Source organism: Niallia sp. MER 6 (assembly GCF_023714395.1).
Taxonomy (GTDB): domain Bacteria; phylum Bacillota; class Bacilli; order Bacillales; family Cytobacillaceae; genus Niallia.
The window spans coordinates 23,643-42,363 of sequence record NZ_JAMAUK010000006.1; the positions used below are offsets into that span (position 1 = coordinate 23,643).

The 18,721-nt window shown below is 37.0% G+C and carries 20 protein-coding genes; 11 read left to right on the plus strand and 9 right to left on the minus strand.

Annotated features, from left to right (window positions below):
- The first annotated feature begins 111 nt into the window (after positions 1 to 111).
- Entirely contained in the window at positions 112 to 744 is a 633-nt protein-coding gene (locus tag M3600_RS10090; protein WP_251645722.1) for an esterase/lipase family protein, read from the plus strand.
- 52 nt (positions 745 to 796) lie between these two features.
- Here M3600_RS10090 and M3600_RS10095 read toward each other — a convergent pair whose 3' ends face one another.
- Complete coding sequence (locus tag M3600_RS10095) at positions 797 to 1,573, minus strand: hypothetical protein (protein ID WP_251645723.1); 777 nt, start codon at positions 1,571 to 1,573, stop codon at positions 797 to 799.
- A 202-nt stretch (positions 1,574 to 1,775) separates the two neighbouring features.
- On the opposite strand from M3600_RS10095, the gene M3600_RS10100 reads away from it, so the two are divergent.
- On the plus strand, positions 1,776 to 2,411 hold the full coding sequence (locus M3600_RS10100) for an esterase/lipase family protein (protein ID WP_233315131.1): 636 nt from the start codon (positions 1,776 to 1,778) through the stop codon (positions 2,409 to 2,411).
- Positions 2,412 to 2,462: 51 nt separating this feature from the next.
- On the opposite strand, the gene M3600_RS10105 is transcribed toward M3600_RS10100, so the two are convergent.
- The 5 genes from M3600_RS10105 to M3600_RS10125 form a co-directional block, all read right to left on the minus strand.
- Entirely contained in the window at positions 2,463 to 3,113 is a 651-nt protein-coding gene (locus M3600_RS10105) for an ABC transporter ATP-binding protein (protein ID WP_237942840.1), read from the minus strand.
- Positions 3,114 to 3,133: 20 nt separating this feature from the next.
- Positions 3,134 to 3,985, minus strand: a complete 852-nt coding sequence (locus tag M3600_RS10110; RefSeq protein WP_251645724.1) for a hypothetical protein — start codon at positions 3,983 to 3,985, stop codon at positions 3,134 to 3,136.
- Positions 3,972 to 4,751, minus strand: coding sequence for a hypothetical protein (locus M3600_RS10115; RefSeq protein WP_251645725.1), 780 nt, complete (start codon positions 4,749 to 4,751; stop codon positions 3,972 to 3,974). The genes M3600_RS10110 and M3600_RS10115 overlap by 14 nt, the downstream gene beginning before the upstream one ends.
- 1 nt (position 4,752) lies before the next feature.
- Positions 4,753 to 5,886, minus strand: coding sequence for a hypothetical protein (locus M3600_RS10120; protein ID WP_251645727.1), 1,134 nt, complete (start codon positions 5,884 to 5,886; stop codon positions 4,753 to 4,755).
- A gap of 87 nt (positions 5,887 to 5,973) precedes the next feature.
- Positions 5,974 to 6,378 (minus strand): hypothetical protein, encoded by a 405-nt coding sequence (locus M3600_RS10125; protein WP_251645730.1) that lies wholly within the window; start codon positions 6,376 to 6,378, stop codon positions 5,974 to 5,976.
- 356 nt (positions 6,379 to 6,734) lie between these two features.
- Between M3600_RS10125 and M3600_RS10130 the strand changes: the two genes are divergently transcribed.
- The 8 genes from M3600_RS10130 to M3600_RS10165 all read left to right on the plus strand — a co-directional run bounded on the left by M3600_RS10130 (position 6,735) and on the right by M3600_RS10165 (position 16,509).
- Complete coding sequence (locus M3600_RS10130; protein WP_237942829.1) at positions 6,735 to 8,279, plus strand: alpha-amylase family glycosyl hydrolase; 1,545 nt, start codon at positions 6,735 to 6,737, stop codon at positions 8,277 to 8,279.
- A 424-nt stretch (positions 8,280 to 8,703) separates the two neighbouring features.
- Entirely contained in the window at positions 8,704 to 9,246 is a 543-nt protein-coding gene (locus tag M3600_RS10135) for a hypothetical protein (protein WP_233315138.1), read from the plus strand.
- Between the two features lie 179 nt (positions 9,247 to 9,425).
- Positions 9,426 to 10,292 carry a MurR/RpiR family transcriptional regulator gene (locus M3600_RS10140; RefSeq protein ID WP_233315139.1) on the plus strand — a complete coding sequence of 289 codons (867 nt, stop codon included), beginning with the start codon at positions 9,426 to 9,428 and terminating at the stop codon, positions 10,290 to 10,292.
- A 279-nt stretch (positions 10,293 to 10,571) separates the two neighbouring features.
- Complete coding sequence (locus tag M3600_RS10145; protein ID WP_233315140.1) at positions 10,572 to 11,609, plus strand: zinc-dependent dehydrogenase; 1,038 nt, start codon at positions 10,572 to 10,574, stop codon at positions 11,607 to 11,609.
- 37 nt (positions 11,610 to 11,646) lie between these two features.
- Positions 11,647 to 12,471 carry a class I fructose-bisphosphate aldolase gene (locus M3600_RS10150; RefSeq protein ID WP_233315141.1) on the plus strand — a complete coding sequence of 275 codons (825 nt, stop codon included), beginning with the start codon at positions 11,647 to 11,649 and terminating at the stop codon, positions 12,469 to 12,471.
- 14 nt (positions 12,472 to 12,485) lie between these two features.
- A complete protein-coding gene (locus M3600_RS10155; RefSeq protein WP_251645737.1) occupies positions 12,486 to 14,027 on the plus strand; it encodes a xylulokinase in 1,542 nt (513 codons plus the stop codon).
- Positions 14,028 to 14,108: 81 nt separating this feature from the next.
- A complete protein-coding gene (locus tag M3600_RS10160; protein ID WP_233315143.1) occupies positions 14,109 to 15,443 on the plus strand; it encodes an MFS transporter in 1,335 nt (444 codons plus the stop codon).
- Between the two features lie 100 nt (positions 15,444 to 15,543).
- Positions 15,544 to 16,509, plus strand: a complete 966-nt coding sequence (locus tag M3600_RS10165; protein ID WP_233315144.1) for a 2-hydroxyacid dehydrogenase — start codon at positions 15,544 to 15,546, stop codon at positions 16,507 to 16,509.
- 56 nt (positions 16,510 to 16,565) lie between these two features.
- Here M3600_RS10165 and M3600_RS28915 read toward each other — a convergent pair whose 3' ends face one another.
- The 3 genes from M3600_RS28915 to M3600_RS10175 form a co-directional block, all read right to left on the minus strand.
- On the minus strand, positions 16,566 to 16,697 hold the full coding sequence (locus M3600_RS28915; RefSeq protein WP_267913346.1) for a hypothetical protein: 132 nt from the start codon (positions 16,695 to 16,697) through the stop codon (positions 16,566 to 16,568).
- Positions 16,698 to 16,978: 281 nt separating this feature from the next.
- On the minus strand, positions 16,979 to 17,545 hold the full coding sequence (locus M3600_RS10170) for a hypothetical protein (RefSeq protein WP_237942822.1): 567 nt from the start codon (positions 17,543 to 17,545) through the stop codon (positions 16,979 to 16,981).
- Positions 17,546 to 17,666: 121 nt separating this feature from the next.
- Positions 17,667 to 18,182 (minus strand): DnaA N-terminal domain-containing protein, encoded by a 516-nt coding sequence (locus M3600_RS10175; RefSeq protein WP_251645739.1) that lies wholly within the window; start codon positions 18,180 to 18,182, stop codon positions 17,667 to 17,669.
- Between the two features lie 183 nt (positions 18,183 to 18,365).
- On the opposite strand from M3600_RS10175, the gene M3600_RS10180 reads away from it, so the two are divergent.
- Positions 18,366 to 18,536 (plus strand): hypothetical protein, encoded by a 171-nt coding sequence (locus M3600_RS10180; RefSeq protein ID WP_248574496.1) that lies wholly within the window; start codon positions 18,366 to 18,368, stop codon positions 18,534 to 18,536.
- Positions 18,537 to 18,721 lie beyond the last annotated feature (185 nt).

The following is an 18,721-nucleotide window of genomic DNA, read 5'->3' on the forward strand; positions in this document are numbered from 1 at the left end:
TGTAAAAAAGCTTCTATTTTTCTAACAGAAGTTACCGTGAATTTCTCCACAAAAATTGTCCATAATAAAACAGTCATGAACAGCATAATTTTTAGGAGGAAATGAAGAAAAATGAGAATGTTACATTCACTAATAGCATGTATGACGATTCTTTTATGTGCAGTCGGTTTAAACCCAACTTTCTCCGAAGCACAGCGAGTAACACATGATCCTGTAATTTTCGTGCACGGATTAGGGGGAAACAGTACTAACTTTTATTTCATTAGAACCTATTTGAAGCAGCAAGGCTGGGCAGATAATGAGTTGTACGCCATTGAATTACTTGATAAAACAGGGAACAGCATTACAAATGCGAAACAGCTGTCTACTTATGTAGATGATGTGCTCAGAAAAACGGGTAAGAAAAAGGTTGATATTATAGGACACAGTGCAGGCGGGATAAATGCGTTAACTTATATTCTGACTGATGGGGGAAATAAAGTTAACGATGTAGTAACATTAGGATCCCCAAATCGAGTAATAACAACAAAAGCACCCGTCGGAACAGATCCAAACCGCAAAATCCTTTATATATCCATCTACAGCAAAAACGATTATATAACACCTAACAAACTTTCCATCCTCGATGGAGCAAAAAACATTGAAATAACTGGTGTTGATCATTTTGGGCTTGTTACTAGTAAAAAAGTAAATGACTTGATTAAGGTTGCTTTGAATGGCGGCGGGTTGAATACGAATAAATAATTAAAACCCTATTATGTGGACATGAGGTTAACATAATAGGGTTTTAATCTATTTACAATTCGTCCAGTATGGTTGTTACAGAGTACTCTGCCACATAAGGCTGATTCTCATTTAAAATGTCATCTGTAAAGTTTATTCCATCTACAATAACTGTTTTCTCGTTATTCTTAGTATGGGAGAGGCTAATGCTTACTACTGCATCACCATTATAGATATTCAGCGGTGTTAATGTTTCATTTAGGCTATCATAGAGCAGCAAATCTCCGTTTATTACAGTCCCGTATACGTAACTTTTGACAACTAATATGTATTGATCATCAAGCCATAGTGCTTGCTTCGGATAGTAATTGTTTTCATTCTCGTTATCCACTTTTACTTCTACCGTACCCTCATCCTTCATGTACACAAAAAGACTTCCACCTTCTTCAAAACCACCGAGGGGATTAAGCAGTATGTTCTGATAAGAAGGGGAGTAAGAGATAATATCGTTATTGTTTAAATAATTAAAAGTACTTGTTTTTCCATCATTTGTAGAAACGACTAGTTTCTCTTCAAAAGGTGTATATGTTAACTCGAAATTATCGATGCTTTCTGTTGTCGAGTCATCTTGAGGTAATATGTCATTATTTGCTGTAACGACTGCCTTTTCCTTACTGCCAGTTTTAGTTTTCTCGTCCATTGATGGTGCTGAATTAGATTCTTTTTTCTTTTCAGATGCTTCTTCAGAGTAACTTTGATATAAAATACCCCCGTAAAAAGCTCCTCCAAGCAATAATACGATAATTATTCCTGTGATACTGATTTTCCGTTTTTTCTTTTGCATTCTCATTAATAACTAGACCTCACTTTTTTTCTTAATAACGTACAAAATAATAACATAATTAAGAACATTTAAGAATAGCAAATTTAGTTGTTATTAGTGATATAAAAAAATAGAATACACTTCCTAACAAATCTTACCGGTTGTTTCTCCTCTCGAAATATATAACAATAGTTATAGCAAGATAACTTCTAAACCATAGGGGGAAATAATGAAGACTACCAAATTACTAATTTCATTAGTTGCATGTATGGCTATTATTGTTTCTGTTGTTGGAGCGAAACCTTCTGTTTCCAAAGCAGCGTCAAGTCATGACCCGGTTATTTATGTGCACGGAACAGGCGGTAACAGCACAAACTTCTATGCAATTAAAAGTTATTTAAAATCACAAGGCTGGGCAGATAATGAGCTTTATGCTATTGAATTATTAGATAAAACAGGCAACAGCTATACAAATGCCAAGCAGCTTGCAACATATGTAGATCAAGTATTAAAGAAAACCGGCAAAAGCAAGGTCGATATCATCGGACACAGTGCAGGCGGTATTAATACATTGACTTATATATTGAACACTGGCGGAACAAAGGTGAATGATGTTATCACATTAGGATCGCCTAACAGATTTGTTACATCAACAGCACCAGTTGGCAAAGATTCTAACGATAAAATTCTATACACGTCTATTTACAGTTCAAATGATTATTTAGTGCCAACATGGCTTTCTAACCTTAAAGGAGCAAAAAACGTTGAGCTTAGTGGAATTGGCCATTTAGGGTTGGTTGCTAACAGCAAGGTAAATGAGCTTATTAAAGCAGGATTAAATGGCGGCGGTCAGAATACAAACTAAAATGAATATAAAAAATGACTCAAGAGCTGTCTTGAGTCATTTTTTTATATATCAGTTTTTAGTATTCGAGTTTATTATTTTGCCGAGATCCAACTCATGTACTGTGTCACACAGAATCTCAATATCCTCTTTACTATGGCTGGCGAGTAATATTGTTTTTCCTTGATTTTTTAGCTCTAAAAGGATTGTTCGAATATCTTTAACTCCTTGGTTATCCAAGCCATTCATCGGTTCATCAAGTATAAGGATATCAGGATCTTCCATCAGTGCTTGAGCAAGACCAAGTCGCTGCCTCATTCCGAGTGAATATTTGCCGACATGTTTTTTACTTTTAGAATCTAATCCAACTTTTTCAATTACATGTAAGATCTGTTCCTTTGATATTTGCTTTTTGATTGCAGCAAGAAATTTCAAATTGGTGTATCCATCATAATTAGGCAGAAATCCCGGTGCTTCAATAATGATACCTATATTTTCTGGCACATCACAGTCCTGACCGATTTGCTGATCATCTATCTTAATACTTCCAGATGCTGGGATAACGAACCCACAAATACACTTTAAGAGAATGGTTTTCCCAGAACCATTTCTGCCAACTAAACCGTGAATTTTGTTTTTTTCAAACGATAAGGAGATGTTATTTAATACAGTCGTTTCTCCAAACCTTACTGTTAAATCATGAACCTTAATACCTGCATGCATCTTAACTACTCCTTTCTTGCTTATATAGGTGGTAACACATTAATCGTTTGCTTGCGGTTAATTACAATGGCTGATATTATCATTATCCCGATCAGTAGAGCAAAACTAATATAAATATAGGTTATCGACGGCATTGGAGTTGTTCCATTAATATCAATCCGTGCAAGATTGCTCCATGACACAGGTGAAAAGCGGTATAAATAATATCTATTGGTAACAGTCGCATCTAAAACTAGCAGGAAGGATGCCGTTAATATTCCAAACACTCTAGTGTTCGAAAAGGAATTAATAACATAAATAATAAGCCCTAAAAATACTCCGGTTAACCATGAAAGCAGGAGAGAAAACCACAATGCTTGAATGGGCGAAAAATAGTGTAAAACATCTGAAGGAATAAATGTTTTTAAATTAACTACTTCGGCTGCATTAGTATTTGCAAGTGTGCCAAGAACTTTTCCCCATTCCATTGTAAATTGGATATTGAAAAAGTTAAGCCCGATAGATAGGAGCAGGAGAAAGATAAAATAAACTGCTGAAGCGATGAAAATATACCCAATTTGTCCGATGCTCCATGGAATTCTGCCGCTTCTTGCGATTATATAGGGCTGGTTCTCGTCAATAAAAGGAGCATCACTGAACAGTAATAGTAAGGGGAAAAAGAACAGTAGCTTAATAAATTTCTGAGTAAAAAGAAACGGAAACATCCATGGCGAGACATTAATATCAATGTCTTTTCCAAAATCTACGATTTCCTTCGTAAAGCTATGTGTCAAAATGATCAGCAGAATAGCGATAATCCAAACTCGGTAATTGGAGGACCATTTGCGGAAATTTTGCAAACACACAAATCTTGCTGTATTAAACAACTTCATTACGCACCCTCCTCTTAACTTGATAAGAAAACAGCCATCCAGCTAGTATTGATAACATAATAAAAATAAAACAAAAGTAGATAAAACTGATGAGGGGACCTTGCTGAATGACATCTGAACTTCTTGTAAGTAAGTACAGGTTAAATGCATTTGGAAGTAGGATGGTAACTTCTTCTAAAACATAACTGGCAATAACAGGTGCAACTATTGCAGCAAAGTGAATTGGTATAAACGCAGAGAAGGTTAATCCAACAACTGTCCATAATGCTGCTGCCATACTAAAAACAAAACTTTGTGCTAGTAAATATAAAGGCGGGAAAATACTGGTACTAAGTGATTTAAATGGTGGAAACAATACTTGGTTTAAATCTTCATTTGGAAACAAGGGGAACTTAAATGACAGTAAGATGATAAATAGGATTTGTCCTATAAATACAGTTAATAAACCACTGACAAAACAAGTAATAATTTTTGACCACACATATTTGCTAATCCCTGTACGGATGACAACTGGTTTTATAAATTGGCATTTCCAATCACTGCAGAAGCTGGATACATAAGGAAAAGCAGCAAATAAAACTACTAATTTTTTAAACATTGTTAAGCCTATAAAAATATCAAAATAATAAGCTACATCTCCAGCAACACTGTTAATTTCTTCCCAGACGCTTATAAAACAAAGTAAAGTAACACCGATGATGGAAAGGTAAAAAACAGGAGACGAAAATACTTGCATAAACGACATAGTTAATGCTTTACTTTTCATATTAATAGTCACTTCCAATACGCAATTCTTGGCCCGTATCTGCATCGATTATGATAGTAAAATAATCGGATGCTGTGTTTGTGCCTTTTTCATCACTAGACGTTACATCCTGTTTGGCGGTAAAGACCCATGCAGGGGTTAGTTTATAGCTGATGGAATCCTGCTTGGACACAATTGGAACATACTCTAATGCTATTTTTGATATTGTTATTGGGTCTGTTAATATGACATCTTTGTACTTGTTTTCAACCATGTTTAAGGCGTCTTCCAAGGAAATCGGATTTACTTTATTTTGTATTGTTTTGCCTGTATCATAAATGCCGTCTAGAGTTAAGGCAATTATTCCATCTTTATTAACAACACCTACTATCCGGCTTCCTATTACCGGTATTTCAGCAGCATTACTAAAATAACCTTTGTTTGTTATGATTAGATTGTTTTGTACAACAGATAAGGTGACTACATATGCTTCATCAGCCTTTTCCCATTTGCGAGGATGACCGCCGTCCTTTTGTTCGTAATCCTCCCATTCATTTTCTAATGTTTCTAAATCTAAAGCAATCACATCTGGATTTCCAAGGTTGGTTATACCGTATTCATTTGCTGCCTTTTTAACCTTTTCAATGGCCTCGTTGCTATTAATATTTTCAAGTGCTGTTTTTTTGTATATATCGTGCAAATCAGACCGTATATTGGGTTTTGCACCATATATAACATCAGAATATTCACGATCACTGTAAAATGAATCCTCAAACCTAACATTACCTAATTCTATCGACATATACGATCCATCCGTAAATTCAAAATATACATCTTTATAGTCTGGTTTAATCTCATTATTGTTTTCAAAAGTATCTGTTAATTCTTTATTATTTACAAGTTCCTGCTTTAACGGATCGTTCTTTAAGTCCTTCGGTGAGATGGAGAGTGAGGGATAATCCTTATTTTCTCCACCAGCTATATCTGCTTTTACAAGCAAGTTTTTGTCCAATTCCACATCAAGATTATCAGGTGTTGGTTCATTTGATTTGTTTGCCTGTTTCGAATCAGATACAGCGTTTTGTTCACCTGTTGGAAAGCAGCCAGAAAGCACGACTAGAAATGTGCAAAGCAGCAATAACCATATTTTTTTCAAGACTTATACTCCTTTCAAAAATGATTAAGTAATAATCAGAGACCGATGCAGGTAGTCGGTCTATGTTAATTTAGACGATTTAGCTTGTTAAGAGTACCAATAACCTTCTGAGTGTACAGAGTATTTATCTGTATCCGCTTGCAGAATTAAACTTTGACCTTTGTTCGCTTTTTTACTATAGGCTTTTACTATTTTTGCGGTATTTGCGGACGTGACTTTAAAATAACCAGTATAGGATGTTGCACTAGTTGACGGTGTTTTTCTTACATTGTAGTAAAATAGATCTTGGGAGATAACATTGTGCTTTGTAGTGTAAATATAGCCTTTTTGTTCAGTATCATCTTTCGGGTTAGGTGCAGAATACGCTACACCACTATTTTGCGACGGAGTTACATTAAACGAGAAGGATTTTTTCTGTGCAAACCCAGTAGGAGTCAAGATTGAAAAAAGAAAAGCGGTAATTAATAAACCAGGGATAAGTTTCTTTTTCATTGTTTTTCTTCTTTTAATCATTTTTTTATAATCTGTCAGGGACCTGCATGCCAGATTACATGTAAAATATAACACGGCTAAAGAATTAATAGTTTTGCGAATTATGACATTTTTCTATTAATCTAGTATTTTAGAGTTAAAGTCCTGAAGACTGTGACATTTTTCGTAACTGAAATAAGCTAAAGGATGTGGTATTGTTTAAAAGCTGTTTTAGATTATGTTTAAGAAAACTTCTTTTTTAAGCTGCTGATAATTATCATGTAAAAAGAATCAATTTCCCCCAAATATTTGCAACGTGCTGTCCATACAGGTATAGTTAAAATGTAAACGATTTCATTTAAAAAGGGGGAAGGCAATTGAGAAATTGGTACGGAGTAAAATTGTCATTGCCGCAAACTGTTAGTTTATCATCTCAGGTAAGTGCTCAAAGCGGGGAAAGCCAATATGATAAAGACGGTGTTTTTTATGAAATCTATGTGAAATCTTTTTATGATTCTGATAGTAATGGCCATGGTGACTTAAAAGGGGTTATCAGTCAGCTTGATTACTTGAATGACGGCAATAGGAGCACCAGTAAAGACTTGCAAGTAAATGGAATGTGGCTGATGCCGATTAATACGTCACCAAGCTACCATAAATATGATGTGACAGATTACTATAATATAGATCCTGAATATGGAACGTTGGAAGATTTTCGTAACCTGACTAATGAAGCACATAAACGGGGCATGAAGGTAATTATGGATTTAGTTGTTAATCATACGAGCAGTGAGCATCCTTGGTTTAAGGAAGCCAGTCAAGATATAAACAGTAAATACCGTACTTATTATGTGTGGGCAGATGAACATGCCGATTTAAACGAAACAGGATCATGGGGTCAGCAAGTATGGTATAAAAACCCAAACGGAGAGGGCTATTACTATGGCACATTTTGGTCTGGCATGCCTGATTTGAATTTTAATCATCATGACGTTAGAGCAGAAATGATTAAAATTGGGCAGTATTGGCTCAGCCAAGGGGCCGACGGTTTCCGGCTGGATGCGGCGATGCATATCTATAAAGGGCAAACTGAAGATGGTGCAGCTAATAACCTCGAATGGTGGAAAGAATTCAGAGCTGTGATGCAGCAGAGTAAACCAGATGTGTATTTAGTCGGTGAAGTTTGGGATTTGCCAGAGGTAGTTGCACCGTACTATGAGGCATTAGATTCAGCCTTTAATTTCCATTTAGCAGATAAAATCATCCTTTCTGTTAAAAGCGGCACAGATCAAGGTATTACCGCAGCAGCACTAGCAACAGCAGCGCTTTACCACACTTATAATCCCACTATAATCGATGCCATTTTCTTATCCAATCATGATCAAAACCGTGTTATGAGCGAGCTGAATAGTGATGCTGCTAAAGCGAAGTCGGCTGCATCCATTCTGTTGACATTGCCTGGCAATCCATTTATCTATTATGGGGAAGAAATCGGTATGACAGGCGCAAAACCAGATGAGTTCATCCGTGAGCCATTCCGTTGGTTTGAAGGCGACGGGGAAGGCCAAACAAGCTGGCAAACACCAACCTACAATATTGGCGGAAATGGTATCTCTGTTGAAGCACAAGACAACGATCAAGCTTCCCTGTTAAACCACTATCGTAAAATGATCCGTGTTCGCCAAGGGTATGACGAGTTACTAAAAGGAAATTTAGAAGCGATGGAAGTCAATAATGCAAAAATAGTCGCCTATAAACGGACCCTCCACCAAACCATCCAGATTTATCATAATATTTCAAATGAGACAGTTGCAGTAACTATTGCCGGCAATGGAGAAGTAGTTTTTTCAAGTGAAGCGGGTGTAATAAAGAATGATTCGATGTTAACTATACCTGCTAATACTACTGTATTAGTAAAATAAATATCCAGTTAGATCCTGTTTAGGCAGGATCTTTTTTAGTGGGAAATTAAATGAGTGATTCAGGGGTCACTATTGTAAGGGTCTATGATATATTTACGTAAATGGAAGAGTGGTTTGTTAAAAGGTGAAATTCAATAAACCTGTTATATAAAGGGTTGAATAATAGTGTCTAATTATAGTCACTATAATGTCAAAAATCTCTTAACTTTTATAGCAATGTACTCATAATGCATAAGTTTACAGCCATTTTCTTAAATGTGCGTCACTATGTTAAGACCCTATTATTCCTTTTAGGATTTATAGAGCATGTCAGATTAGGAATAGAAGGTATGCAATCCGAGCATTTTAAACATATATCTATATTTGATATGTTATAGTTATTAGAGAGATTTTTTACAAACATAGAATAAGTGAGGTTAAGATTTTGACAAAATTATTTTACAGTCTGTTTGCTGTGCTAATATTGCTTGCAGGATGCAGCGATAATAATTCAACTCCGAAAGAGGAGACAGAACAAACTGAAGACAAAGCTTCTCAGGAAGAAACACAAAAAGAAATAGTTAATTTCATTAATAATGATATTGCAAAGGTTTCTGCCTATGAAACAGAAGCAAATGACGAATTGGCAACTGTTTCTGGTGACAATTACAGTTCAGAGGATAAGCTATATGATGTGCTGACAAATAAAGTAATTCCTACATATGAAAAAGCTGTTAGTGAAGCAAAAAATATACAAGTGAATTCTTCAGAACTGGAACCATTGAAAAAGCAAATGGAAGATGCAACAAGCACTTACTACGAAGCTTTGCAGCTTGAAAAAGAAGCGCTGGAAAAGGATAATGAAGAACTGTTCGGGAAATCTAACGCAAAGGCACAAGAGTACTTGTTGATGTTGAAAGATTATCATGAAGATATGGCAAAACTAGCGAAAAAATATGATATTGATTATCAGCAAGGCGCTGAATAATTAATTAGGAGGTAAGCCGATGGCTTACCTCCTATATTTATGCCCTAAGATAAATCTGCTTTACTTGAATCATTTTCATAGCCATTCTGTTAAAATGGAGAAATTAAGTAGGAAATTTGCCAATAAATATTATAAAATTAATGATAAATTAGTATGTGAAAGAAAGTGGAGGGGTATCCATGAACGAATTGAATATCAATACAAATCCTGGTTTTTTCACAAGAATAAATGCTGCCATGTCAAAACTAAGGGATTCTGAGAAAAAGATTATAGAGTTTATTGAACAAAACCAAGATGAGATAATTCATCTTTCCATTACAGAAGTCGCTGAAAGAAGTGAAACAAGTGAATCTTCTGTTGTCCGTTTATGTAAACGCCTTGGTTATAAGGGGTTTCAAGACTTAAAAATAAACTTGGCAAAGGAAGTCATTGCCCCTGAAAAACAAATTCATGAAGTGATTGAAAAGGGCGATGACGTTGTCATGATTAAAAAGAAGGTATTCCAGTCAAATATTCAGGCACTTTATGATTCAATCGAGGTTTGCAGTGATGATGAATTAAGAAAAGCAGTGGACGCTATATCAAAAGCTCGCGTAATTGAACTATATGGAACGGGCGGCTCAGGGGCAGTCGCAGCGGATGCTCATCATAAACTGTTAAAGCTAGGTATAAAATCATTTACCTATAGCGATCCTGTCCTTCAGGCTATGTCAGCAAGTGTACTCACACCTGAAGATGTTGTTATCGCCATTTCACATACAGGCTCTAACACAGACGTTTTAGCGGCGGTGAAAATTGCAAAAGAAGCAGGAGCTGCCATCATATGTATTACGAATTCTTCAAAGTCTCCTATTACTAAAATTTCGGATATTGTGCTGCAAACAGCTTCTAAAGAGACCTTATTTCGAACAGATGCCATTTCATCAAGGATTGCTCAATTAACTATTATTGATATTTTAGTTGCTTCTGTTGCGAATCAGCAATATGAACTGTACTATAGCAACTTGCAGAAAACCCGAAAGTCCACTACTGATAAAAAGATGTAAGAGTGTACTTGAAAAAAATCTTCAAATTTTCTAAAAATATCTTGAAGGAAATTACCACCCTGTGATATGATGATTGTGCAAAAGGAAATAACAGAAAATTCTATACAACTAGACCGTACTTCTTGTTTTTTGAAAATACAGCGTAGAAGGAGGGATTTACCAAGATTCTCTTATTGTCATGTGAGAAATAGAGGAATTGTTTCACACTATTGGTAAATTCCTTCTATTTTTTTGAATTTATTGTGAAGGAAATTTTCTTCATAAAGGAGAGAACAGAAAATGAAAGCAGCTGTATTTCATGGTCCTAATAATATGAAGCTGGAAGAAGTAACGAAGCCGGAAATTAGTGAAAACGAAGTGCTTGTAAGAGTAAATGCAAGTGCTGTATGTGGCACAGATATTCGTATATATGAAGGCAAAAAAACAAAGGGCGTTCGAACTCCGTCGGTGATTGGTCATGAGCTTGTCGGCACCATTGCAGAAGTCGGTGCAAAGGTAATGGAATTTAGTGTTGGTGACCGAGTGGGAATAATGCCAGTTATTCCGTGCAGGAAGTGTTACTACTGTTTAAATGGCAGGGAGAATGTTTGTGCAAATCGTACTGCGATTGGCTATGAATTTGACGGTGGTTTTGCAGAATATGTGAAAATTCCAAGTACAGCTCTTGAAGCTGGCAACCTGGTGAAGATTCCAGATAATTTGTCCTTTGAACAGGCAGTCATTGCAGAACCGCTTGCATGCTGCATGAACGGCCAACGAAAAGCAAATGTAAAAATGGGCGACGTTGTAGTAGTTATTGGCGGAGGACCTATTGGGCTGATGCATGTACAATTAGCCAAAATAGCAGGGGCGACTAAGGTGATATTGAGTGAACCAATTGATCATCGCCGTGCTAAAGCGGTTCTTGCAGGTGCCGATTATGCTGTGAACCCGGAGGAAGAATCACTTGAGGATATTGTTTTAAGTGAAACAGATGGTTTAGGGGCAGATGTAGTCATCATGGCAATAGGCATTCCTTTCTTAGTTAAAACGTCCGCCAATCTATTAAAAAAAGGCGGTACATTAAATCTGTTTGCTGGATTTACAAATGGCGTCTTGGCGGAGATTGATCCTAACATTATTCATTATAATGAGATTACCATTAATGGAACCTCTGCTTTAACAAGAGCTGATTATCATAAATCATTGTCTCTCATTGCATCAGGCAAAATCAATACGGCTGCTATTATCACAACAGGCTACACTCTTGAAAATATCGAACAGGCAATTTTAGATGTAAAGAATGGTAATCATATGAAAACAGTCATAACCCAATAACAAGTAGAAATAATATGAGAATAGGAGTGTTATTTATATGTCATTATTAGGTAAAGAAGTTCGTATGAATCGTCTATTAAATCAAAAGTCTGGAAAACTATTAGCTGTTGCAGTCGATCAAGCAATGGCACGGGGTATTTTTGAAGAGCTGATGCCAATTCAACGTAAATTAGATGAAATTGTAGCAGGTGAACCTGATGCCATTACGATGCATAAAGGCATTGCGGATATGTGTTACCGTCCTCATGCTGGCAAAACAGGCTTTATTTTGAAGTGCTCTACGTTCTCCCCTTGGCAGCCAAATTATGATGCATGGGTAACAGAAGTAGATGAAGCAGTGCGACTAGGCGCAGATGCAGTGTCGATGGGCTGTATTGTAGGCGGTGATGATCAGCCTGAACAATTACGCAATCTAGGTATCATTGCTGGTCAGGCTGCAGCTCACGGCTTGCCAATGATTGCACATATTTATCCAAGAGGAAACCAAATTCCTGAGAATGAAAAAAATGATTGGAAGAATGTAGCCTATGCAGTTCGTGCTGGCGCTGAGCTTGGTGTGGATATCGTGAAAACAAAGTATACCGGCAATCCAGAAACTTTCGCTAAAGTGGTTGCTTCTACTCCAGGAAAGGTAGTTGTAGCAGGCGGAGAAAATGGAAATAATATTGATGACTATTTCCAAATGGTTTACGATGTTATCGATGCGGGCGGGGTAGGTATCACGTTTGGCAGAATGGTATGGAATAATCCTAATCCAACAGCGGTTGTGTCAGCGTTTAGAAATATTATTCATAATAAAGGAACTGTTAAAGAAACAATAGAACTTTATAATGAGTTAATGAATTCTCCATTGAGTGTATAGAGGGTGGTATAGTTATGTCTCATATCATTGGCATAGATATTGGCACTAGCGGGATAAAAGTTGGTGCAATGAATAAAAAGGGAGAATTAGGGTTTCTTGAGTATGAGCCCTATTCTCTTCTTTACCCTGCCATGGGCTGGATTGAAATTGATCTTGATGATATTTGGAGTAAAACGAAAACATTGCTGTTAAAGGTGTGGCAGCAAGTTGAGCTTGAAAACACAGGCAAAGTAGAAGCAATCTCTCTGTCTACTTTTTGTAATAGCTCGGTGTTTTTAAATGCAAAGGGCGAGCCCCTTTATCCAGGCATTATGTATTTAGATCAAAGAAGCACACAAGAAGCAGCTTGGATCAAAGACCAAGTCAGTGAGAAATCTCTGTTTGACATTACTAAAAATCGATTAGAACCTGGAATGTATACGCTTACAACTCATTTATGGTTTAAAAACAATTATCTAGAATTATATGCGCGCACCTACAAATGGGGGAATCTTTCTACCTTTATTCTGCACAAGCTGACAGGCAATTTTGTAATGGATTGGACGCAAAGTTCCTTTAGCGGGATGTATGATGTCAAAAACTATTGTTGGTCTCCTGAAATATATGAGGCGGTTGGTATAAACCCTAAGAAGCTTCCTGAGGTTGTTGATCCAAGTTCTATCGTTGGGGAATATGTGCATCCAGTAATTGCGTCCGTCCGCATACCTGTGATTGCCGGTGCAGCAGATACAGCATGCTCCACTGCCGCCCTCGGAATCGGTGTCAATGAAATGTTCGAATCTGTCGGGACTTCGAATGTTTTAACTGTTTGTACAGATAATCCAGAGCTGTTAGATAAGCGATTTTTAAATAGATGCCATGTTATAAAGAACCATTGGTTGTCTCATGGAGCCATGTCCTTTCCTGGTGCAGCTATACAATGGTTTTACGACCAATTTCTAAAGCCGGAAGGATACACGAAAGCTGAGTTAGAAGAATTGTGCAAACAATCAGCACCAGGAGCAGGCGGTGTCTTTTTTCTGCCTTATATGCAAGGAGAGCGAGCCCCGATTTGGGATCCTAATGCAAGAGGGGTCTTTGTCGGCATACATTTAAATACAACTAAAGCCGATATGTTTCGAGCTGTGTTAGAAGGCTGTTCTTTTGGTTTGAAACAAATTAATCAAATTATTGAATCAGACTATCAACTCCGCGTTAAAAGCTACCAATCTATCGGCGGCGGGGCAAAAAATCGGGAATGGGCCCAAATTAAAGCAATTGTACTAAACAAAAGCGTTCATATTAAAGATATTTCGGAGACAGGTGTATTAGGAACATGTATGATTGCTGGCACCGTAATAGGCTATTTTGATTCATTGGAGGAGGCGGTTGAAAAAATTCACAATAATACGATTTCCATAATAAAGCCAGACTTGAGTAAGCGAGTGCTTTATGAGCAGTTAAATAATGTGTTTCATCAAATTTACCCGTCTTTAAAAACATTTTTTGCATTAAGCAATCAAACACTTTCTAAAGCTGACAATGAGACAGAAGAGGATGAAGAGGTAATTATTTAGTATTTTTTGTAAACCCTTACAAAGAGAAAAATAGCAGTTTTTATGAGGAAAATACTATTTTTTATGATTGGGGGAAATGAAATGAGTTTACCTGAATCCAAGGTCAATCCAGGATTAGAAGGGAAGAGAAAGTCAGGATATCGTTGGTTAGTTCTTTCGCTTATTTTTGTGGTCTATATTGTTTGTTATGCTGATCGAACGAATATCGGTGTTGTGCTGCCATTTATTCAACAAGATTTTACGCTTAACAACTTTCAAACAGGGGCTATATCAAGTTTTTTCTTCCTAGGCTATGCCATTTCACAAATCCCGGCCGGTTTCCTACTCGGCAAAAAAGGAACTCGCGGAATAGTAGCTATTGCAGTTATTGCCTTTTCCTTAGTCACCTTTTTCCTTGGGATGGTTTCAAGTGCTGCACTTTTGATTTTACTTCGTTTACTTCTAGGTTTAGCAGAAGGTCCTGTTCCTGTCAGTATGTCAACCACCATTAACCACTGGTTTCCGGCTAAAGAAAAAGCTACCGCAACAGGAATTTATATTGCTTCTACACAGCTTGCCCCAATCTTTGTACCCATCATTGCTACAGCTATTGCCATGTCTTTCGGTTGGCGTTATGTTTTTTACTGGTTTGCTATCCCTGGATTTATAATTGCGATCATTTGGTATCTGGTTGTCAGAACAAAGCCTGAAGACAGTCCAAAGGTATCAAAAGAGGAGCTAGAATATATTCGCCAAGAAGAAGTGCCGACAGAGGCCGCAACGGAAAATAGATCACTAGGCTGGCTAGATAAAGCTATTCGTTACCAAAAAGTCGCTAAAATCAGCACATCTAAAGAAGTTTTTACGTCTTGGAATATTTGGGGTAATACATTAACTTATTTTTTAATGAACAGTGTATTATACGGCATGTTGACATGGGTACCTATGTATTTAGTCAACGCAAAAGGCTACTCCTTTATGAAAATGGGCTTTGTCGCGTCTACACCTGCAATCGGCGGTCTGTTAGGTGCTCTTTTAGGCGGAATTATTTCTGACAAAGTATTCTTAAAAAGACGTAAGCCAACCATGTTAATTACAGCCATCGCTACCGCATTGATGATGCTTGTCGTGATGAATATTCCAGATAACGCCATTCTTGTTTCCCTTAGCTTAGGGCTGGCAGGCTTCTTCCTTAATATTGGCTGGCCCGCATTTACTGCTTATCCGATGGGGTTAACAAATAGAAATACATTTCCTGTCGCGATTGCAACAGTAAACAGCGGCGGAAACCTAGGCGGATTCTTTTCCCCAATGATTGTTGGCGCAATCCTTGATGCAACTGGAAATTATAATATCGCCTTTGGATTCTTTGCGGTCATGCTAGTGCTTGGCTTCTTCATTATTACCACTTTAAAGGAACCAGCACTAGAAGGATAAATTCATAGTCATTTATAGGGCAGAGGAGTTTTCCCATGCCCTGTTTTATTGTAAGCTATAATTATTGAAATACTTTCCAGTTGAAAAGGTGGAGATTGTCTTGAAACAAACTGTATATATTACTAGAAAACTGCCAGAAGACATAATTAATACACTTTCCCTTCATTTTCATGTGAGAATGTGGGAAGAAGAGAATATCCCCGTGCCAAGGGATATTTTACTTAAGGAAGTAGAAGATATTGATGCTCTTATTTGTCTCTTAACAGATAAGATTGATGAAGAAGTCATCGGCAGAGCTCCACATCTAAAGATAATCAGCAATGTCGCAGTAGGCTACAATAATATCGATATAGCAGCAGCGGTAAAAAGGGGAATACAGGTTACGAACACACCTGGAGTGTTAACAGAAACAACTGCAGATTTAACATTTGCTTTGCTGATGGCGACAGCTAGAGGTGTGACAACTGCTTCTGAAGCTTTGCGTAACGGAAAGTGGGGCGCATGGTCTTTAATGGAATTTACCGGACAAGATATTTATAGTGCAACATTAGGGATTATCGGCTTAGGAAGAATTGGCGAAGCGCTTGTTAAAAGAGCAAAAGGCTTTGATATGAATGTGCTTTACTATAATCGTTCCCGAAAGCAAGACAAAGAACAGGAGCTTGATATTCACTATGCAGAATTAAACGATTTATTGCAGAAAGCCGATTATGTGTGTCTGATGATTCCATATAGTACTGAGGTGCATCATCTGATTGGCAAAGAGGAATTGTCCCTAATGAAGCCTACTGCCATTCTCATCAATACAGCGAGAGGCGGACTGGTCGATGAAGATGCTTTATATCAAGCTTTAAAGAATCGAGATATTTGGGCAGCTGGGTTAGACGTCTTTGAAATTGAACCAGTACCTGCTGATCACCACTTGTTATCTTTAAATAATGTGGTGACATTGCCTCATATTGGCAGTGCAAGCTACAAAACAAGAATGAGCATGGCTCAGCTTGCTGTCGAGAATGTTGTAAGCGTACTAGGTGGTGGTGAAGCCTTAACTCCTGTTCAAATGTAAATTCTGTGTACCTCCATTTATGAAATAAGTGGAGGTTTTTACGTGGAATTACTCCTTTAGTCTAGTATTAAATCTTTGACAAAAAAGAAAAACCACCAAGCAACAATCATTAAATGTGCTGCTGTTACAGTGAGTGCCCATATAGAGCCCTCTTGCAAACCAATACCGATATACTCCCATTCATTCAATCCATCACTGCGGCCTAATGCAATGCGAATAAAAAAGAAAGAAATGGTGTGATTAAAGTTACAATTGCAGTGAAAACAGATAGAGCCCTTTTTCGTTTACGGATTGCATTATAAATAGCTGCAGCTAATGTCGCGATAATAAACAAATAATAGAATAACCAAACCCAATTAGGAAGAGTCTCCGAACATCATAGTTCAATCTTCTTTCAGACGTTTCTCTTCATAAACACTATATGCGTTATACGTAAAAAAGAAGCATATCAGATATGCTTCTAGCGTTATTATGATGGATACCATGAAAGCTTGCTATCACTGTCCAATGGAAGCGATTTTGTTTCAGCACTCAAGGAATCAAACCATTTGCTTGCAATCTCTTCCTTTGCCAGTTTTGCATTAGCATCATCTTCCCAAATGATATGGGAAAACCATGCTCCCGTCGCCGATTCGAATTGCAGTTCAGCAAAAGCAATCAAAGAATGTTCAGCCTGTGCGAAATTGCCATTAACTGCCGAGGCGACAGACGCTGCTTGCGGCATTAATTCATTCTTAATTTTATCCTTTATGTTAGCATCTTCAAGCTCATCCCACATTACTAATTTCCCATCGAGCTGATAGAAAATTTCAAAAGATGGTTGTGTTCTCATATCCACTAAAATAAAGGCACGTTCCACGGAATTGTTTGCTGCCTTAACAGTATTTAAGATAATATTTTGCGCCATCTCCACCCAAAAATTGATGGCTTCCTCTTCAGGTGAGCCTAAGTAAAACTCTTCTTCAAGCTCTGTTGCAGCAGCTTCTCCTTTGTTAACGTCTTCGACTTTCTTAAAAAACCGATTAAAAAATCCCAACTTATACACTCCCATTCTAGTATAATCTTAATGCAATTATTATAGATTATTTTACAGTTTTAACCAAATGTTTCGTCGGTCATGGTATTGATTCCTCCCTTTTTCCTATTGAACCAATACTTTAATTAGCAACAATAAAGCTTAATGACGGCCTTATCCCCATTATTTTTTCAAGAGAGCTGGCAATCAAGCTTGCATATCGTTCTTCTAACCAATCACGTGCGAAGGTATTTGGACAAAATATGCGAACATATTGCGAATCTTTCATTTCAATCGTTGTGTCTTTGAGCCATGTATGAAAAGAGGGAGCAGATAATTTCCCTTTGATATCATTCAATGTTTTTTGCCAAATTTCTTGATTAGCAGGGGCATTGTATTCTTCGTTCTGATTTTCTTCCTGCGACAGACTATTATTCCTTTTCATAGTCTTCATTTCCTCTTTTAGCTTTAGATAAGTACTAAGGTCCTCTATATCAAAATCGATAAATGATTCAACTAAAACTCCAAACTCTTCATAAGATAGTTCAGAATACTTGAATAACACAAATGCCCCTTTAAAGTCTTCCTTTTGTAATGCCATCTCAATTCGCTGCTTATCAATTGTTTTGTATATATCCTTCATTGTTAAAGTATCCATTGTAGCCTCCTTAGATGGAAAGAGTGTAAAAAAATTATAAAATGACTTAGCAGCGAGCACAAATATAAATAGACCTAGCAAATCATAGAGGTAATTTGATATAGATAGAGGCAGAAATTAAGATTTAGCAAGGAAAGATAGTATTTTTTTAATGTAAAATTAAAAGGAAGTTTGGCACTCGAAGTGGTAAAAATATTGGAAATTTGCAGCAGCTGTCTTGCTGAAAAAATAGTGAAAAACACAGACAAAGTTGATGAGAAAGAGCATGACATTCGTCCATTTATGATCAGATGGCTGAACAGCCTTGGTGCAATGGTGCTTTACGCTGCTCCTGCCTATGTTTTATCTTGCTAGACTACTAGTTTTATAGCAGGATATGTTGGTTGTCGTTGGCAGTAAAAAAACATTGTAATAAAAACAAGGAAATGCTGATCAGACATAGTGTTTGAGGGACTTTTTTATTAAAGGGTACAAATAGTGTCTATAATAAGACACTATTTGTAAACTAGTTAAAATATGTCCTAAAGTTAGAGGGACTT